Raw genomic sequence first — 16,848 nt, 5'->3', positions numbered from 1 at the left:
GCCCATGACCGGAGCCGGCGACGATGCAGAGCGAAGCGATGAGGAGGAGCGGCGCCCATGACCGGAGCCGGCGACGATGCAGAGCGAAGCGATGAGGAGGAGCGGCGCTGATGACGGGAGCCAGCGTGCGTTCCACCCGTCAGCGGGCGGCGATTTCCACGTTGTTGGAGACTCTCGACGACTTCCGCTCGGCCCAGGAACTGCACGACGAGCTGCGCCGCCGCGGCGAGAACATCGGGCTGACCACCGTCTACCGCACGCTGCAGTCGATGGCGGCGGCGGGAATGGTCGACACACTGCGCACCGACACCGGCGAGTCGGTCTACCGAAGGTGCTCCGAGCACCATCATCACCATCTGGTGTGCCGCGGCTGTGGCTCCACCATCGAGGTGGGCGACCATGAGGTCGAGGAGTGGGCGGCGCAAGTGGCCGCCAAGCATGGGTTCTCCGACGTCAGCCACACGATCGAGATCTTCGGCACGTGCTCGGACTGCGCGTCCTAGCACTGTGCTGATCACCCGCCGCCCCTGACGCGACCCGCCCAATAAAAAGTTCTGCAAAAAGTGTCCGACACGCGCCGGCTGCGTGCTCCTACCCGTGTGAGCGGCCCACGGGCCGAGAGAACACCAGCACGGAAGTGAGAACACGATGCGGAACCAGCCTTTACCCGATGTGCGGCCCCACCTGCGGCCGGTACGGGACGTCGATGCTCCGTCGTTGCAATTCCGCACGATCCACGGTTACCGCCGGGCCTTCCGGGTCGCCGGGTCTGGACCGGCTCTCCTGCTGATCCACGGCGTCGGTGACAACTCCGCGGCCTGGGAGCCCGTGCACGCCAAACTCGCGCAGCGGTTCACGGTCATCGCACCCGATCTGCTGGGCCACGGCGAGTCCGACAAACCCCGCGCCGACTACTCGTTGCCCGCCTTCGCCAACGGCATGCGCGACCTGCTCGCCGTGCTCGGCATCGAGCGTGTCACGGTCGTCGGGCATTCCTTTGGTGGCGGGGTCGCGATGCAGTTCGCCTATCAGTACCCGGAACTGGTCGAGCGCATCGTGCTGGTGAGCGCCGGCGGTGTGTCGAACGACGTGAGCTTCGCACTGCGGTTGGCGGCGATGCCGATGGGCAGCGAGGCGCTGGCCGTGCTGCGCGTGCCGGGCGCGATGCCCGCGATCCGCCTGTTCGGGCGGGCCATCCAATCCGCGCTGGGTTCCACCAGGTTCGGCCGCGACGCCGCCGACGTCGTCGATCTCCTCGAGGGTTTCCAGGAACCCCGTGCGCTGTCGGCGTTCGCGCGCACCCTGCGGTCGGTGGTGGACGCCCGCGGCCAATTCGTCACCATGCTGGACCGAATCCGACTGGTGCAACCGATTCCGGTGCAGGTGATTTGGGGCGAAGACGATTTCGTGATCCCGGTGGACCATGCTCGGACAGCCCACGCGGCGATCCCCGGCTCGCGCCTGGAGATCTTCGAAAACTCCGGGCACATGCCGTTCCACGACCACCCGGATCGCTTCGTCAAAGTCGTCGAACGGTTCATCGACTCGACCCGGCCCGCCGATTACGACCAAGAGCTGCTGCGCTCGCTGCTGCGTACTGGCGCGAACGAGAGCACCCCCGCCGGGCCGGTTGCCGTCGCGCCGACTAAGTCAGCGGTGTGCTAAGCGGTCAGCGCACGACGTATCTCAGCGCCCGTGTCGAGGACCAACAGGATCAGGGTCCGCAGGGCATCGTCGGTCAGGCCGCCGCCGGGAAAGTTGTAGCGCAGCATCACGTCGCCGACTTTGGACGCACTTCTGCCGGAGTTGCGCTGCACGGCCTTCTCGTTGACCTTCTCGACCAGCGTCACGCTGCCGAAGTTGCTGTCCCGCGCCTGCTTGGCTATCTGCTCGCCGACCTTCTTGGTCAGCGGCAGATCCCACGCCAGTACCTGGGTAAGCGACACCAGGTCGAGGTCCTCGGCGATGTTCACCACCCGCAACGACGCAATGGTGCCGTCATGGCGCACCGTCAGCGCGCCATCGGGTTCCTCCTCGACTGGAAGAACATCGCGCAGTATCGATGCCAGGCGCTCCTGCAATGACGGCATCAGGCGCTCCCAAACCTACGATTGCGGGCCGCGTATTCCTCGCAGGCCGCCCACAAGTCGCGACGATCGTAGTCGGGCCATAGCCTGTCCTGAAAGATGTACTCGGCGTAGGCCGATTGCCACAGCATGAAATTGCTGGACCGCTGCTCCCCGGAGGTCCGCACAAAGAGGTCCACGTCGGGGATGTCGGGCCGCTGCAGGTGCCGGGCGATCGTGGACTCGGTGATTCGGTCCGGCTTCAGTCGGCCAGCGGCTGCCAAACGAGCGATTTCTTTTGTGGCTTCCGCGATTTCGGTACGGCCACCGTAGTTTACGCAGTAATTGATGGTGATGACGTCGTTGTGGGCCGTCATGGCTTCCGCGACCGCCAATTCGTCGATGACGCTGCGCCACAGGCGCGGCCGCGAACCCACCCACCGGATCCGAACGCCGATCTCCCTCAGGTTTTCGCGGCGCCGTCGTACCACATCGCGGTTGAAGCCCATCAGGAAGCGTACTTCCTCGGCCGACCGCTTCCAGTTCTCGGTGGAGAATGCATAGAGGCTGAGCCACTTGATCCCGAGTTCGATTGCGCCGCAGGCGACATCTATCACGACCGCCTCGCCCATCTTGTGTCCCTCGGTGCGGCTTAGTCCGCGTTGGGTGGCCCAGCGGCCATTGCCGTCCATCACGATGGCGACATGATCGGGCACTTGGGCAGCCGGAATCCGCGGTGCGACCGCTTTCGAGATGTGTTGCGGTGGACGCTTTGGTCCGCCGTCGGGTGAAGGGGGTAGCTCCGGGAAGACAACCGGCCATGTCGACTTGTCGGGAAAGGTCGGATAGTTGTCGGGCGCCGCAGGCAGCTGTGGGAAGTCGGTGGACCTCAGCTTGCGCGCGATCTTAGCCACAGGCCTCATCCTGCCCGATCAGCGCTGCGCGCCGTTCGGCGATAGTGCGATCGGCCTGATACGTTCGCTCCACCAGCGGCAACGTTTTGAGCTGCCGTTCCAGATGCCATTGCAGGTGCGCGGCCACCAATCCGCTGACATAGCTGCGGTGCGATTGCGGCGCCGCCTCGGCGGCCTCCCAATCGCCGTCGTGCAGCGCGCACATCAGATCCAGCACACCCGGCGGCGGTGTGGTCGAACCGGCCGGGCGGCAATGTGTGCAGACGCTGCCTCCGGCTGCGACGTGAAACGCCCGGTGTGGGCCAGGGGTGGCGCAGCGGGCGCACTCGGCCAGCGCCGGCGCCCAGCCGGCGATGCCCATGGCACGCAGCAGATAGGCGTCCAACAGCAGGTCGCGGGGGCGGCGTCCGTCGGCCACCGCCCGCAGCGCACTTACCGTGAGCCGGTGCAGAGCCGGGGCGGGTGCCCGCTCCTCACCGGCGAGGCGTTCGGCGGTTTCCAGCATCGCGCACCCGCAGGTGTACCGGCCGTAGTCGCTGACGATGTCGGTGGCGAACGCGTCGATGGAAACGACCTGAGTGACGATGTCGAGATTGCGGCCGGGATGCAGTTGCGCGTCGATATGAGCGAACGGCTCCAGCCGCGCGCCGAATTTGCTGCGAGTGCGGCGCACACCTTTGGCCACCGCGCGAACCAGCCCGTGGTCACGGGTCAACAGGGTCACGATCCGGTCGGCTTCGCCGAGCTTGTGCTGGCGCAACACAACAGCCCGGTCTCGATATAGCCGCATCACAATAGTTTTGCACCCCGCAGCGACATCGCGGGTATCCGCGCCGATAGTCTCGTACCCCGTGGTTGGCGCTTCCGGGTCCGGTTTCGGGTCCACTTCCGGGTCCGGCAGCCAGCGCCTGCCAACGCTGACTGACCTGCTCTATCAGCTGGCCAGCCGCGCGGTGACCGCCGACACGCTGGTGCGTCGTTCCCTGCACGCCATCCATACCAGCCAGTCCACGTTGAACGCCTTCCGGGTGGTGCTCACCGAATCCGCGCTCGCCGACGCGGCGAAGGCCGATCGGCGACGGGCCAACGGGGACACGGCCCCTTTGCTGGGCATCCCGATCGCGGTCAAAGACGACGTCGACGTTGCAGGAGTGCCGACCGCCTTCGGCGCCGAGGGGTACGTCCGACCCGCCACCCACGATGCCGAGGTGGTTCGCCGTCTGAAGGCCGCCGGCGCGGTGATCGTCGGCAAGACGAACACCTGCGAACTGGGCCAGTGGCCGTTCACTAGCGGACCGGCATTCGGACACACCCGCAATCCCTGGTCGCGCCGGCACACGCCGGGCGGATCGTCGGGCGGCAGCGCGGCCGCGGTGGCCGCGGGCCTGGTCACCGCCGCCATCGGCTCCGACGGCGCGGGTAGCATCCGCGTCCCGGCCGCCTGGACCCACCTGGTGGGCATCAAGCCGCAGCGCGGCCGCATCTCCACCTGGCCGTTGCCGGAGGCGTTCAACGGCATCGCGGTCAACGGCGTGCTGGCACGCACGGTGGCCGACGCGGCTCTGGTGCTCGACGCCGCGTCCGGCAACGTTGAGGGCGACCGGCACAAACCACCCGCGATCAAGGCATCCGACTATGTCGGAATCGCGCCCGGTCCGCTGAACGTCGCGCTGTCAACCCGCTTCCCCTACACCGGTTTTCGGGCCAAACTGCACCCCGAGATCCTCGCCGCGACGCGGGCCGTGGGCAGGCAACTAGAATTGCTCGGCCACACCGTGGTTCCCGGCAACCCCGACTACGGTCTGCGGTTGTCGTGGGACTTTCTCGCCCGGTCCACCGCGGGGCTGCGCGACTGGGAGGAGCGGCTGGGCGACGGCGTCAACCTGGACCCCCGCACCTTGTCGAATCTGCACCTAGGCCATGTGCTGGGACAGGCGGTTCTGCGCAACGCGCGCATCCACGAGGCCGCCGCCCAGCGGCGGGTGGGTTCGGTCTTCGACATCGTCGACGTGGTGCTGGCACCGACCACCGCGCAACCCCCGCCGTTGGCGCGCTCCTTCGACCGGTTGGGTGGCTTCGGCACCGATCGGGCCATGATCGCCGCGTGCCCAGTGACCTGGCCGTGGAACGTGCTGGGCTGGCCGTCGATCAACGTGCCGGCCGGGTTCACCGCGGAAGGTCTGCCTATCGGCGTGCAACTGATGGGGCCGGCAAACAGCGAGGGCATGCTGATCTCGCTGGCCGCGGAGCTAGAGGCGGTCTGCGGCTGGTCGACCAAGCAGCCAACGGTGTGGTGGAACACGGGTACGGACCCTGGCACGCAGCCACCGAGAAGGTAACGCTAAAAACCCAGTCGGCCAAGCTGTTTAGGGTCGCTCTGCCAGTTCTTGGCGACCTTGACGCGCAAGTCGAGATAAATCTTGGTGCCGAGCAGCTTCTCGATCTGGCCGCGCGCGGCGGTACCCACTTCCCGCAACCGGGAGCCACCCTTGCCGATGACGATGCCCTTCTGGCTGTCCCGCTCGACGTAGAGCACCGCATGCACGTCGATCAGGTCGTCGCGCCCCTCGCGCGGGTTGACCTCGTCGATCACCACCGCCAACGAATGCGGCAGCTCGTCGCGCACTCCCTCCAATGCAGCCTCGCGGATGAGCTCGGCCATCAGGATCTCCTCCGGTTCGTCGGTCAGCTCACCGTCGGGGTAGTACGCCGGGCCGGGCGGCAACGCCGCGGCGAATATCTCGGTCAGCACGTCGACCTGCTGACCGGTTACCGCCGACACCGGAACGATTTCGGCCGAATCGGCGACCAGCTCGCTGACCGCGACCAACTGCGCGGCCACCCGGTCCTTGGGCACCTTGTCGATCTTGGTGACGATGGCGATAAGTGTGGTCTTCGGGGCGACCGCGCGAATCTGGTCGACGATCCACCGGTCACCCGGGCCGATCGCCTCATCGGCCGCGATGCACAGCCCGATCACGTCGACTTCGGCGTAGGTGTCGCGGACCAAGTCGTTGAGCCGCTTGCCCAGCAGGGTGCGCGGCCGGTGCAGGCCGGGGGTATCGACCAGGATGATCTGGAAGTTCTCCCGGTGCACGATCCCGCGGATGGTGTGCCGGGTGGTCTGCGGTCGCGGCGAGGTGATCGCCACCTTGGTCCCGACCAGCGCGTTGGTCAGCGTCGACTTGCCGGTGTTCGGCCGGCCGACCAAACACACGAAGCCCGAACGAAATTCGGTCACGCCGGATTCCTCGCCGAGCGTGCACACAGTGCGATTTTTCGCGTCATTTTGCGCCGTGAGTACACGCTCGGCGTCATAACGGGGTACCGGCCAGGTCGGTGACGATGATCATGGCCGTCGGCGACAGCTCACGAACCGCCGCGATCCCGGGATCGTCGGCGGATGCGGCCACCACAACGGCGGCCTCCAACCCGGTCGCGCCACTGGATGCGGCCGCGGCCACCGCCGCCTGCAGGCCGGTCAATTTCAGCGTCGACAAGTCCACTGGCGCAGCGGCATACGTGCGGCCGTCGACATCTCGGACCGCGGCGCCACTGCCGGCTTCGGCGCGGGCCATCGCGGCTCGCGCCAGCACCACCAGCTTGGCGTCCTCGGCATCCAGCTGCTCAGTCATCGGCCTCGGCCTCCCCCCCATTGGACCCATCGGAACCGTCGGATTCGGCCGGGCTCAGCAGAACGGTGTTGATCCGTAACCGGCCCCGATGATCGGGGCCGCCCTCGGCGCACAGCCGCAAGCCGTGCGACACCACCTCGGCGCCCGGCAACGGAACCCGGCCCAATTCCAGGGCCAGCAGGCCGCCAACGGTATCGACGTCGAGATCGTCGTCGAACTCCACGTCGTACAGTTCGCCGACGTCTTCGATCGGCAGCCGCGCCGAAACTCGAAATCGTTTGTCGCCCAATTCTTCTATCGGTGCCGTCTCCGCCTCGTCGTACTCGTCGGCGATCTCGCCGACGATTTCTTCCAGCACGTCTTCGATGCTGACCAGCCCGGCTATCGCGCCATACTCGTCGACGAGCAGAGCCATGTGGTTGCGGTCGCGCTGCATCTCGCGCAGCAGCGCGTCCAAGGGCTTGGAGTCCGGCACGAACACCGCTGGGCGCATCACCTGCGACACCTTGGTGTCCCGGCCGCCGTTCGGCGACAAGAACGTCTGCTGCACAAGATCTTTCAGGTACACAACCCCGACGATGTCGTCGACGTTTTCGCCGATCACCGGAATGCGGGAATGCCCGCTGCGCACGGCCAGATTTGTCGCTTGACTGGCGAACTTGTCACTTTCGATCCAGATCATCTCGGTGCGTGGCACCATCACCTCGCGGGCCGGGGTATCACCGAGTTCGAAGACCGACTCGATCATCCGCCGTTCGTCGGCGGCGACCACGCCGCGCTGCTGGGCCAAGTCGACGACTTCGCGCAGTTCGATCTCGGACGCGAACGGCCCGTTCCGTAAGCCCCGGCCCGGTGTCAGGGCGTTACCCAGGACCACCAGCAATCGGCTGACCGGCATCAACAACCACGAGATCACCCGCAGCGGAAGGGCCGTCGTCAGCGCGATGGAATACGCGTGCTGGCGGCCGAGGGTGCGTGGGCCCACACCGATGACCACGAAGCTGGTCACCACCATGATGGTCGCGGCGCCGAACAACGCCCAGTTCAGGCCCAAGTTGTCGTAGAGGAGCACCACCAGCAGCACAGTCGCAGTGATCTCACAGATGATGCGCAACAGCACCATCAGGTTGATGTAGCGGGGCCGCTCGGTCATCACCTTCAACAGGGACACCGCGCCGGGCCGCTCGTCTCGAACGAGTTCCTGAACCCGGGCCAGCGACACCGTGCTGACCGCGGCGTCGATCGCCGCAAAAAGCCCGCCCAGAGCGATCAAGGCGATCGCGCCGAGCAGCTCAGACAGGCCGGTCAATTGTCGAAAACCTTGCCTTGGTCACTGACTCCCCCGTGGGGTTTATCTGCGGTTTCACAGCCAAGATCGACGATATCGCTTGAGAGCCGGCCGCAGGCGGCGAGGGGTCCAGATCCCCGCGACAGCCGCAGGCCGGCGTCGGCGGTGATCGCCCCGAGCCGGGCGTGCCGCGGTCGGAAATCAACTGTCTGAAAAAGGGAAATCCTGCTCTACGATCGGGCCATGAGCGCAATCAAGTGCGGCCGCGCGTTGGTGGCTTAGGTGAGCCGCTCCGCCCCCCCGCCGCCCCCGTTCATCGACGACAGTAGGTCCCTCCTGGCAAAGGACCCGAGGGACTATTTTCGCGCGCTGCGGGACGGTGCTGTGTTCCGCGAACTAAGCGGTTACTACGTCGTGACCCGCCGCGAAGACGTGCGCGCAGCGCTGCGCGACTACGACACATTCGTCTCACGCAGGAAGCAGCTCACGCCATCCCGGGGCAGGGTGAAATCAGTGCCGATTCCACTCCCTATCGCATACGATCCGCCTGACCACACGCGCTTCCGCCGAATTCTGAAACCCTACTTCAGCCCCCAGGCGGTGGATGGGCTTGTTTCCGCGTTGCGGGAGCAGGCATCAGCGCTCATCGGCACTGTCGCGGCCAACGGTGCATGTGAGGCTATCAGCGACATCGCCGACCCGTTCCCGTTCGCGGCGTTGGCGACTCTATGCGGGCTTCCGTTGGACGATCGAGACAAGCTGGTCTCTTGGGCGGACGCCGTTGACTGGAATATGCCCGGGTCGGCGGAGGCATCTGAACTACTCAACTATCTTGTCGAGGCGATCGAAGGGGATGAGCCGCCGGCTCTTGCGGCCCAGCTGCTCACCGGCGACGACCCGCTCACCCAAGACGAAGTGATCGGGTTTTATGCCCTTCTTTGTTTTGCTCAGGATGGCATGCAGGCAGCCATCGGATCCGCGCTACTGCACTTGGCCCGCAGTCCCCGGCTTCGTTCCCTGCTTCGCGACAACCCCGACAAGATCAGAGTGTTCGCTGAGGAAGTCGTGCGACTTGAGACGCCGCTTCCGTTCATCGGACGCTTCACCACACGAGATGTGACCATCGCCGACGTCACGATACCGGCGGGCTCACCGGTGCGCTTGTGCCTGGCGTCGGCCAACCTTGGCGACAGCGCAGAGTCATCGGTGACCGTGAGCGAAGACGGAAAGATCCGTCCCAAGCAACACAGGAGCTTTGGCGGCGGCATCCATCGCTGCCTGGGCAAGACCCTGGCCCGCATGGAACTGAACGTGGTCGTGGCCGAATGGCTGCGCGTCATACCGGACTTCGAATTAGAACGTGGCTTCACCCCAAGCTTCACCTTCAGACATGGCGGCGCGATCGTGCCGAGCAGTGTGCCGCTGCGATGGGAGCAACCACGGTCTTAAGCCGGTTGTCGGCCGCGATGAGCGCCACCACAGCGCACGTGCGGCTTGCTTAATTGTCGAAATACCTTGACTTATCAAGCAACCGGCGGTCCCGTTCTTCCTGGCGATCCTGCTGGTAGACCTCGACCTGTTCGGCGACCCACTCTTCGAGTAACCGGTCCTGAAGGGCGAACATCTCTCTTTCCTCGTCCGGCTCGCCGTGGTCGTAGCCGAGGAGATGAAGCACCCCGTGAATCGTCAGCAGAGCCAACTCATGTCCGAGACTGTGGCCCGCCGCGGCCGCCTGCTGGGCGGCGAATTCCGGGCACAGCACGATGTCGCCCAGCATCGACGGCCCCGGCTCGGGGGCGTCAGGGCGGCCACCGGGCTGGAGTTCGTCCATCGGAAAGCTCATCACGTCGGTCGGCCCGGGCAGATCCATCCAGCGCATGTGCAGGTCGGCCATCGCCGTGGTGTCCAACAGCACCATCGACAGCTCGGCGCTCGGGTTGACGTCCATACTGGCGATGACAAACCGCGCGACGCTGACGAGTTCCTCTTCGGCGACCTCGATGCCCGACTCGTTGGATACTTCAATGCTCATAGGATGCCCATCAGACTGCTCACCGCGCGCATCATCGGCGACTGCGGGCTCCCGAAGCCCGCCTGGCCGCCCGGTTCATCCCGGAGCCGGGCTCCTCGTATCTGGCGTAGGCGTCGACGATCTCCGAGACAAGCCGGTGGCGCACCACATCGACGCTGGTCAGCTCCGCGATGTAGATGTCGTCGACGCTGTCGAGGATGTCGACCGCCGACCGCAGGCCGGATCGGGCGCCGCCGGGAAGGTCGATCTGAGTCATATCCCCGGTGACGACGACCTTCGACCCGAAACCGAGTCGGGTCAGGAACATCTTCATCTGCTCGGCGGTGGTGTTCTGCGCCTCGTCGAGGACGATGAAGGCGGAGTTAAGCGTTCTACCCCGCATGTATGCCAGCGGCGCCACCTCGATGACTCCGGCGGACATCAGCTTCGGGATCAGCTCGGGGTCCATCATGTCGTACAGCGCGTCATACAACGGCCGCAGGTAGGGGTCGATCTTCTCGCTCAGCGTGCCCGGCAGAAAGCCAAGGCGCTCACCGGCTTCCACCGCCGGACGGGTCAAAATGATCCGGCTCACCTGCTTGGCCTGCAGCGCGTGGACGGCCTTGGCCATGGCCAGATACGTTTTTCCGGTGCCGGCAGGCCCGACCCCGAAAACGATGGTGTTGGCGTCGATGGCGTCGACGTAGCGCTTCTGGTTCAGCGTCTTGGGCCGGATCGTGTTGCCGCGGCGCGACAAGATGTCCAGGGTGAGCACTTCGGCCGGGGACTCGTTGCCGGTGCCCACCAACATGGCGACGCTGTGGCGCACCACCTCCGGTGTCAACGGCTGGCCGCTGGCCACGATGGCTATCAGCTCGGAGATCAACCGCTCGGCGAGCGCGACGTCGGCCGGCTCACCGGAGAGGGTGATCGTGTTGCCACGCACATGCAGGTCGGGGTTCAGGATGCGTTCCAGGGCGCGCAGGTTCTCGTCTGCCGAACCCAGCAGGCCCACGATGAGATCGGGCGGAACATCGATGCTGCTGCGAACCTGAGCAGGGGCCGACGACGGGTCAGCAGCGGTTGTTTCGCGGGGCGTCACGTGGTTTTCGATGCCTGCCTTTTGAAGTTCGACCTGAAGTTTGATGCGGTGAAATCCCAGATCGCCAGTCTAACGCTGGTCAGGACGGTGTCCCAATGGTTGGTTTGCGGCACGTCTGTCGGCGCCGTAACTCTCGATGGCCGCATCCCATCGCGGGGTGAGCACGCCCAGCGCGCCCAATGCCACGGCGGCAGCCGTCGACGTCCGCAACACCTGCGGACCGAGCCGGACCGCCGCTGCGCCCGCGTCGGTCAACGCAGCGATCTCTTCCGGCGCGATACCGCCTTCCGGACCGACCACGAGGAACACCGAAGCGGCTTGAGCCACATCAATATCCGCGAGCCGCTCGGTCGCCGACTCGTGCAAGGCCAGCACCGCCGATCCGGCCGACACTTCGTCGCGAATCCGCTGGGTCAGGGCCGCAGTGGACAGCACCCCGTCGACCGGCGGTATGTGGGCCCGGCAGGATTGCCGGGCCGCCGAACGCACAACGGCACGCCACCGGCGCAGACCCTTGTCCACCCGGGCGCCCTCCCAGCTGGCCACGCAGCGGGCCGCCTGCCATGCCACGAATGCGTCGGCGCCGGCCTCGGTGGCCAATTCGATCGCCAATTCCGCGCGCTCGGACTTGGGCAGCGCCTGCACCACCGTCACCGGCGGGCGACAAGGCGCGACGTTCCAGCGTTCCAGCACCCGCGCGCGCAGTCCGTCGCGCCCCGCCTGCTCGACCTGGCAGTGGGCCAGACCGCCGGCGCCGTCGCCGAGCATTAATTCCTCGCCAGGACGGATCCGGCGCACGGTGGCGGCGTGAAAGCCTTCGTCGCCGTCGACGACGGCCAGCGCGCCGGTTTCCGGTAATGCGTCAACGTAGAACAGCGTTGCCACCATGAGCGCGGCCCCTAGGAACTCCCGACTAGCGCCCGGTGAATGTCTCACGGAGCCGGCTGAACAGCCCGCCACCGCCGTGCGTCGAGCGGACCTCGACCACATCGCGGCTGCGTCGAGTCTTCAACTCGCGCAGCAGTTCGGCGTCGCGGTGGTCCAGCCGGGTCGGCACCACCACCTCGACATGGACATGCAGATTGCCCCGAACGCTCGACCGCAGGTGCGGCATCCCGTGGCCACGCAGCGTGATGACCGAACCCGGCTGCGTGCCAGGCGGAATGGTGATCTCGCTGGTGCCGTCCAGGATGGCGTCAACGGTGACCGTTGCGCCTAACGCCGCGTCGGCCATCGGCACCGAAACGGTGCAGTGCAGGTCGTCACCCTCGCGGACGAAAATGTCATGTGCCTGCTCATGAACCTCGACATACAGGTCACCGGCCGGCCCTCCGCCCGGCCCGACCTCACCCTGTGCGGCGAGCCGGACTCGCATGCCGTCGCCGACGCCGGCGGGAATCTTGACGCTGATCTCCCGTCGCGCGCGCACCCGACCGTCGCCCACGCATTGGTGGCACGGGTCGGGGATGACCACTCCGACACCGCGGCAGGTGGGACACGGCCGCGACGTCATCATCTGGCCCAGCAGCGAACGCTGCACGGTCTGCACCTCCCCGCGACCACCGCAGGTGTCGCAGGGGACCGGCACGGAATCGCCGTTGGTGCCTTTGCCCTGGCACCGGTCGCACAACACCGCGGTGTCGACGGTGACCTGCTTGGTCACCCCGGTTGCGCACTCTTCGAGATCCAGCCGCATCCGCAGCAGCGAGTCCGAACCCGGCCGAACCCTGCCGATGGGACCGCGGGAGGTCGCACCTGCGCTGAAGCCGCCGCCGAAGAAGGCCTCGAACACATCGCCCAAACCACCGAAACCACCGAAGCCGCCAGCCCCTGCGGCGGCGTTTTCCATGGGATCCCCGCCCAAATCGACGATCCGGCGTTTCTCCGGATCGCTCAGCACCTCGTAGGCAACGCTGATTTCCTTGAATTTCGCCTGCGCGGCCTCATCGGGATTGATGTCGGGATGCAACTCGCGCGCCAGCTTGCGGTACGCGCGTTTGATGTCCGCATCGCTGGCGTTTCTGCTCACGCCGAGCAGCCCGTAATAGTCGCGTGCCACGCCTGACTCTCCTATGGGGGGTCTTAAGCCGCCGTTTACGCGGCCGTCCACAAACTCCGCAACGGGTGCGCGCTCATCGAGCACCCAGAACTTCGCCGATATAAAGAGCAACCGCAGCGACGCTGGCGATAGTTCCCGGATAGTCCATCCGAGTGGGCCCCAGCACACCCATACCGCCGTACACGGTATCCGAGGTGCCGTAGGCGGTGGACACCATCGAGGTGCCCGCCATCTGCTCGGCGGCCGTCTCGTGACCGATCCGCACGGTCACCTTGCCGGCTTCCTGCTGGGCCGCCAGCAACCGCAACACCACGACCTGCTCCTCGAGGGCCTCCAGGATGGACCGCAGCGAACCCCCGAAATCCGCGGCGTTGCGGGTCAGGTTGGCGGTGCCGCCCAGCAGCAAGCGTTCCTCGGTGTGTTCTAACAGCGACTCCAGCAACACCGTCGCCGAGCGGCCGACGGCGTTACTCAGGTTGTTGGACAGCCCGCTACGCCCGCCGATATCTCCGGCCAGGTCGGCGACCGCGGTCGACGCCACGGACAGCCTCTTGCCCACCAGCGCCTGGCCGAGCATCTCCCGCAATTGGGAAAGCTGGTGGTCGTCGATGACGTCGCCGAGTTCGACGATGCGCTGGTCCACCCGGCCCGAGTCGGTGATGACGACCATCAACAGCCGGGCCGGCGTCAGCGCGACCACTTCCAGATGGCGGACGGACGACGTCGACAACGTCGGGTACTGAACGACGGCTACCTGCCGCGTCAGCTGTGCCAGCAGCCGTACCGCACGCCGCAGCACGTCGTCAAGGTCGACACCTGACTCCAGGAAGCTCTGGATCGCGCGCCGCTCGGCCGACGACAGCGGCTTGACGTCGTCGAGTCGGTCGACGAACTCGCGGTAACCCTTTTCGGTGGGCACCCTTCCAGAGCTGGTGTGCGGCTGGGCGATGTAGCCCTCGGCCTCCAGCACCGCCATATCGTTGCGGACCGTGGCGGACGACACGCCCAGGTTGTGACGCTCCACCAGGGACTTGGAACCGATCGGTTCCTGGGAGGCGACGAAGTCGGCGACGATGGCGCGCAGAACCTCGAAGCGACGTTCGTCGGCACTACCCATCGGCTCCCCACCTCCTTGATTGCGTCCATTTTACGGTCTCAAGGAGGACCACCTGCCACCAGCGGCCCACTGGCGGCAGCCGACCGGCAAGTTCGGGACTAGCGTGTCCAGCATGTGTCCGTGGAGCCGGGGCGAGGTGCCAGAAAAGATCAGCCGATGATCTTCAAGGGTGTGCGCGACGGCAAGCCGTATCCCGACCACGGGCTGTCCTACAAGGACTGGTCACAGATACCGCCGCAGCAGATCCGGCTCGACGAATTGGTCACCACGACGACGGTGCTCGCGCTGGATCGCCTACTCTCGGAGGACTCCACCTTCTACGGCGACCTTTTCCCGCACGCGGTGCGATGGAAGGGCAACACCTATCTCGAGGACGGCCTGCACCGCGCGGTGCGCGCCGCGCTGCGGAATCGCACCGTGCTGCACGCCCGGGTGTTCGACATGGACATTCCGCTGAGCCAGCAGACCTAGTTCTGGGGGCTCTGGCGCGCGGTCACGTTTCTACGTCGCCAGGTGTCGACGTAATGACGACCACGTTCGAGGAGGACTGCCATGTCTCGGCTCAAAGGAGTCTCCGACCGCGATGCCGGCCTGGGCGCCAAAATCGCCTTCTTCTTCACCAAGCGCAAGCTGGCCCAGATGACCGGCCTGGAAACAGCAGGGATGCTCGAACCGCTGCGGATGTATGCACACATCCCCCGATTGCTCAACGCCTACGGCAGGCTGGAGCAGGCCGAATCGAAACTGGATATCCTCAGCCCCCGCCACCGCGCGCTGGCCGAACTGAAGTCGGCGACCACGGTGCGCTGCGAGTACTGCATCGACCTCGGTTCGCAGATCGCGCGCCAGTGGGGAATCACGGACGAAGAGCTGCTTGCCCTCTCCAATTACAAGGCCGATTACCGGAACGCCGCGTGCTTCTCCGACGTCGACAAGCTGATCCTGGAGTACGCCACCGCGATCAGCCGCACCCCGGTCGAGGTGAGCGACGAGCTTTTCGACGCGCTGCGCGCCCACTTCGACACCCCCCAACTGGTCGGGCTCACCCACATCATCACGCTGGGCAATCTCCGCGCCCGGTTCAACGTCGCACTCGACATCGGGTCGTCCGGCTTTTCCGGCAACCGGGTATGCGCGCTGCCGGAGACCGGCCGCACGTGACCGCGCCGCAAGCGTCACTGACGGCGCGTTTCGAGGCGGCCCGGCCACAGCTGGGCGCCATCGCTTACCGCATGCTGGGCTCGGTCGATGACGCCCAGGACGCCGTGCAGGAAGCATGGCTGCGGCTGAGCCGCACGCAATCAGCCTCCGGGACCGCTATCGGCAACCTCGACGCCTGGCTGACCACCGTGGTGGCCCGCATCTGCCTGAACACATTGCGCGACCGCCATGCCCGCGGCCGCGAGGAACCGGTCGCGCACCTGCCGGATCCGATCGTGGACCCGGAAGGGGAGTTCGATCCCGAACACCGGGCGATGCTGGCCGACGCCGTGGGGCTGGCGCTGTTCGTGGTGCTGGATACGTTGTCGCCGGCGGAGCGGCTGGCGTTCGTGCTGCACGACGTGTTCGCCGTCCCGTTCGAGCAGATCGCCCCCATCGTCGACCGGACGCCCGAGGCGACCCGCAAGCTGGCCAGCCGGGCGCGCCGGCGTATCGAGCGGGCCGATCCGGCTCCCGACGGCGACATGGCCGCACAACGCGAGGCCGTCGACGCCTTCTTTGCGGCGGGGCGCACCGGCGACTTGGACCGGCTGGTGTCGGTGTTGCATCCCGACGTGGTTTTGCGCGGCGACTTCGGCCCGGCCGCCGCCGCGTTCCGCGCCGAGGGTGCGTCCTCGGTGGCCAGGCTGGCGCGCAGTTACGCGGCGCCGGAGCGCGAGGTGCGTGCCGCCACCATCAACGGCGCCGCCGGCGCGGTCGTTTTCGTCGACGGGCGGGCAACGGCGATCATGGCATTCGTGGTGCGCAACGGGCGCGTCGCAGCGATCGACGTGCTGGCCGACCCGGCACGCATCGCGCGGATCGACCTGAGTGCGGTAACCGGCTAGCCCGTCGCCGCCTGTATCAGCGCGATCGCGGAGTCGTGTTGCAGTATCCAGTTGCCGTCTTGGTTGATGAACGCAAGGTGCTTCGTGACCGGCCCGGCGAACTTCGGGCCAGAGATGGTCACATCGGCCTGGGCCGCATTGGGACCGGCCGGCTGGATATTCGTCACCGCGAAGTTCTCCGGAAACTTCCCGTCCCGGTACGCCTTTCTGAGGTCATGGTCGGCGAGATGGCCCTCGTCGGGGCTGATGCCGTTCTCCACCAGATCGGTCTTGGTCGTGTACGACACGCCGGGATCGGTGGCTTGATTACACAGGCTGGACAACTGGTCCGGGGTCGGCAGGGTTTGCCCCGGGAGCACTGGGTCCTGCGGCAACGCTGGTCCATAAGGCGCGCCGACCCCAGCCAGCCGCACATCAGCCGGGCCGGCGGCCGCAGCGGATGCGATGGACGTCACGCCGGCGGCCGTTGCTCCAATGGCGCCCAGAGCCGCCACGCTCGTGGCGACGGATTTCACGGTCAATCTCATTTCAGGTGTTCCCCCTCCGATTCGCGTGGACTGTGACGGGCTGTCACAAAAACTGCGGTCCACGCGCTCCCTGATGGTGCA

19 protein-coding genes are annotated in these 16,848 nt (G+C 66.4%); 7 read left to right on the top strand and 12 right to left on the bottom strand.

Going from position 1 to position 16,848, the window contains the following annotated elements:
* Positions 1–110 precede the first annotated feature (110 nt).
* Entirely contained in the window at positions 111–503 is a 393-nt protein-coding gene (locus ACLP4W_RS12645; protein WP_442386466.1) for a Fur family transcriptional regulator, read from the top strand.
* 145 nt (positions 504–648) lie between these two features.
* Entirely contained in the window at positions 649–1,665 is a 1,017-nt protein-coding gene (locus tag ACLP4W_RS12640) for an alpha/beta fold hydrolase (protein WP_442386465.1), read from the top strand.
* On the opposite strand, the gene ACLP4W_RS12635 is transcribed toward ACLP4W_RS12640, so the two are convergent.
* From ACLP4W_RS12635 to recO, 3 genes are read right to left on the bottom strand one after another with little or no spacing between them, the layout of a single operon-like run.
* Positions 1,662–2,090, bottom strand: coding sequence for a hypothetical protein (locus ACLP4W_RS12635; RefSeq protein WP_442386464.1), 429 nt, complete (start codon positions 2,088–2,090; stop codon positions 1,662–1,664). The two genes, ACLP4W_RS12640 and ACLP4W_RS12635, sit on opposite strands and share 4 nt — an antisense overlap.
* Entirely contained in the window at positions 2,090–2,980 is an 891-nt protein-coding gene (locus tag ACLP4W_RS12630) for a decaprenyl diphosphate synthase (RefSeq protein WP_442386463.1), read from the bottom strand. The genes ACLP4W_RS12635 and ACLP4W_RS12630 overlap by 1 nt, the downstream gene beginning before the upstream one ends.
* Positions 2,973–3,770, bottom strand: coding sequence for a DNA repair protein RecO (recO, locus tag ACLP4W_RS12625; RefSeq protein ID WP_442386462.1), 798 nt, complete (start codon positions 3,768–3,770; stop codon positions 2,973–2,975). Before recO ends, ACLP4W_RS12630 begins: the two co-directional genes overlap by 8 nt.
* 61 nt (positions 3,771–3,831) lie before the next feature.
* On the opposite strand from recO, the gene ACLP4W_RS12620 reads away from it, so the two are divergent.
* Positions 3,832–5,319: an amidase gene (locus tag ACLP4W_RS12620; RefSeq protein ID WP_442386461.1), complete on the top strand. Its 1,488-nt coding sequence runs from the start codon at positions 3,832–3,834 to the stop codon at positions 5,317–5,319.
* Positions 5,320–5,321: 2 nt separating this feature from the next.
* Here the strand turns inward: ACLP4W_RS12620 and era are convergent, their stop codons facing one another.
* From era to ACLP4W_RS12605, 3 genes are all read right to left on the bottom strand, one after another.
* Positions 5,322–6,221, bottom strand: coding sequence for a GTPase Era (gene era, locus ACLP4W_RS12615; protein WP_442386460.1), 900 nt, complete (start codon positions 6,219–6,221; stop codon positions 5,322–5,324).
* A 73-nt stretch (positions 6,222–6,294) separates the two neighbouring features.
* Positions 6,295–6,636 (bottom strand): cytidine deaminase, encoded by a 342-nt coding sequence (locus ACLP4W_RS12610; protein ID WP_442386459.1) that lies wholly within the window; start codon positions 6,634–6,636, stop codon positions 6,295–6,297.
* Positions 6,608–7,924: a hemolysin family protein gene (locus ACLP4W_RS12605; RefSeq protein WP_442386458.1), complete on the bottom strand. Its 1,317-nt coding sequence runs from the start codon at positions 7,922–7,924 to the stop codon at positions 6,608–6,610. The genes ACLP4W_RS12610 and ACLP4W_RS12605 overlap by 29 nt, the downstream gene beginning before the upstream one ends.
* 393 nt (positions 7,925–8,317) lie before the next feature.
* Between ACLP4W_RS12605 and ACLP4W_RS12600 the strand changes: the two genes are divergently transcribed.
* Positions 8,318–9,352: a cytochrome P450 gene (locus tag ACLP4W_RS12600; RefSeq protein WP_442386457.1), complete on the top strand. Its 1,035-nt coding sequence runs from the start codon at positions 8,318–8,320 to the stop codon at positions 9,350–9,352.
* 49 nt (positions 9,353–9,401) lie between these two features.
* On the opposite strand, the gene ybeY is transcribed toward ACLP4W_RS12600, so the two are convergent.
* The 5 genes from ybeY to hrcA form a co-directional block, all read right to left on the bottom strand.
* Positions 9,402–9,935, bottom strand: a complete 534-nt coding sequence (ybeY, locus tag ACLP4W_RS12595) for an rRNA maturation RNase YbeY (RefSeq protein WP_442386456.1) — start codon at positions 9,933–9,935, stop codon at positions 9,402–9,404.
* A 31-nt stretch (positions 9,936–9,966) separates the two neighbouring features.
* Positions 9,967–11,016 carry a PhoH family protein gene (locus tag ACLP4W_RS12590; protein WP_442386455.1) on the bottom strand — a complete coding sequence of 350 codons (1,050 nt, stop codon included), beginning with the start codon at positions 11,014–11,016 and terminating at the stop codon, positions 9,967–9,969.
* Positions 11,017–11,085: 69 nt separating this feature from the next.
* Complete coding sequence (locus ACLP4W_RS12585; protein ID WP_442386454.1) at positions 11,086–11,904, bottom strand: 16S rRNA (uracil(1498)-N(3))-methyltransferase; 819 nt, start codon at positions 11,902–11,904, stop codon at positions 11,086–11,088.
* A 25-nt stretch (positions 11,905–11,929) separates the two neighbouring features.
* Complete coding sequence (gene dnaJ / locus ACLP4W_RS12580; protein ID WP_442386453.1) at positions 11,930–13,075, bottom strand: molecular chaperone DnaJ; 1,146 nt, start codon at positions 13,073–13,075, stop codon at positions 11,930–11,932.
* A gap of 73 nt (positions 13,076–13,148) precedes the next feature.
* Positions 13,149–14,192, bottom strand: coding sequence for a heat-inducible transcriptional repressor HrcA (gene hrcA / locus ACLP4W_RS12575; protein WP_442386452.1), 1,044 nt, complete (start codon positions 14,190–14,192; stop codon positions 13,149–13,151).
* Positions 14,193–14,348: 156 nt separating this feature from the next.
* Here hrcA and ACLP4W_RS12570 point away from each other — a divergent pair, with 156 nt between their 5' ends.
* From ACLP4W_RS12570 to ACLP4W_RS12560, 3 genes are all read left to right on the top strand, one after another.
* The gene (locus tag ACLP4W_RS12570; RefSeq protein WP_442386451.1) at positions 14,349–14,663 is read left to right on the top strand and encodes a type II toxin-antitoxin system VapB family antitoxin; all 315 of its coding nucleotides are present in this window, start codon (positions 14,349–14,351) and stop codon (positions 14,661–14,663) included.
* An 81-nt stretch (positions 14,664–14,744) separates the two neighbouring features.
* Entirely contained in the window at positions 14,745–15,353 is a 609-nt protein-coding gene (locus tag ACLP4W_RS12565; RefSeq protein ID WP_442386450.1) for a carboxymuconolactone decarboxylase family protein, read from the top strand.
* Positions 15,350–16,240, top strand: coding sequence for a sigma-70 family RNA polymerase sigma factor (locus tag ACLP4W_RS12560; RefSeq protein ID WP_442386449.1), 891 nt, complete (start codon positions 15,350–15,352; stop codon positions 16,238–16,240). The genes ACLP4W_RS12565 and ACLP4W_RS12560 overlap by 4 nt, the downstream gene beginning before the upstream one ends.
* Here the strand turns inward: ACLP4W_RS12560 and ACLP4W_RS12555 are convergent.
* Positions 16,237–16,767 carry a hypothetical protein gene (locus ACLP4W_RS12555; protein WP_442386448.1) on the bottom strand — a complete coding sequence of 177 codons (531 nt, stop codon included), beginning with the start codon at positions 16,765–16,767 and terminating at the stop codon, positions 16,237–16,239. The two genes, ACLP4W_RS12560 and ACLP4W_RS12555, sit on opposite strands and share 4 nt — an antisense overlap.
* Positions 16,768–16,848: the final 81 nt, after the last annotated feature.

The sequence above is a fragment of the Mycobacterium sp. genome (assembly GCF_052145595.1).
Classification (GTDB): domain Bacteria; phylum Actinomycetota; class Actinomycetes; order Mycobacteriales; family Mycobacteriaceae; genus Mycobacterium.
Note: the sequence above shows the minus strand (reverse complement) of the source record. Positions and strands in the feature narration are given on the sequence as shown.

Coding starts and splice junctions, on each gene's coding strand:
- ACLP4W_RS12645 (WP_442386466.1), top strand. CDS start 111: ATGACGGGAGCCAGCGTGCGTTCCACCCGTCAGCGGGCGGCGATTTCC.
- ACLP4W_RS12640 (WP_442386465.1), top strand. CDS start 649: ATGCGGAACCAGCCTTTACCCGATGTGCGGCCCCACCTGCGGCCGGTA.
- ACLP4W_RS12635 (WP_442386464.1), bottom strand. CDS start 2,090: ATGCCGTCATTGCAGGAGCGCCTGGCATCGATACTGCGCGATGTTCTT.
- recO (WP_442386462.1), bottom strand. CDS start 3,770: ATGCGGCTATATCGAGACCGGGCTGTTGTGTTGCGCCAGCACAAGCTC.
- ACLP4W_RS12610 (WP_442386459.1), bottom strand. CDS start 6,636: ATGGGGGGGAGGCCGAGGCCGATGACTGAGCAGCTGGATGCCGAGGAC.
- ybeY (WP_442386456.1), bottom strand. CDS start 9,935: ATGAGCATTGAAGTATCCAACGAGTCGGGCATCGAGGTCGCCGAAGAG.
- ACLP4W_RS12585 (WP_442386454.1), bottom strand. CDS start 11,904: ATGGTGGCAACGCTGTTCTACGTTGACGCATTACCGGAAACCGGCGCG.
- hrcA (WP_442386452.1), bottom strand. CDS start 14,192: ATGGGTAGTGCCGACGAACGTCGCTTCGAGGTTCTGCGCGCCATCGTC.
- ACLP4W_RS12570 (WP_442386451.1), top strand. CDS start 14,349: ATGATCTTCAAGGGTGTGCGCGACGGCAAGCCGTATCCCGACCACGGG.
- ACLP4W_RS12565 (WP_442386450.1), top strand. CDS start 14,745: ATGTCTCGGCTCAAAGGAGTCTCCGACCGCGATGCCGGCCTGGGCGCC.
- ACLP4W_RS12555 (WP_442386448.1), bottom strand. CDS start 16,767: ATGAGATTGACCGTGAAATCCGTCGCCACGAGCGTGGCGGCTCTGGGC.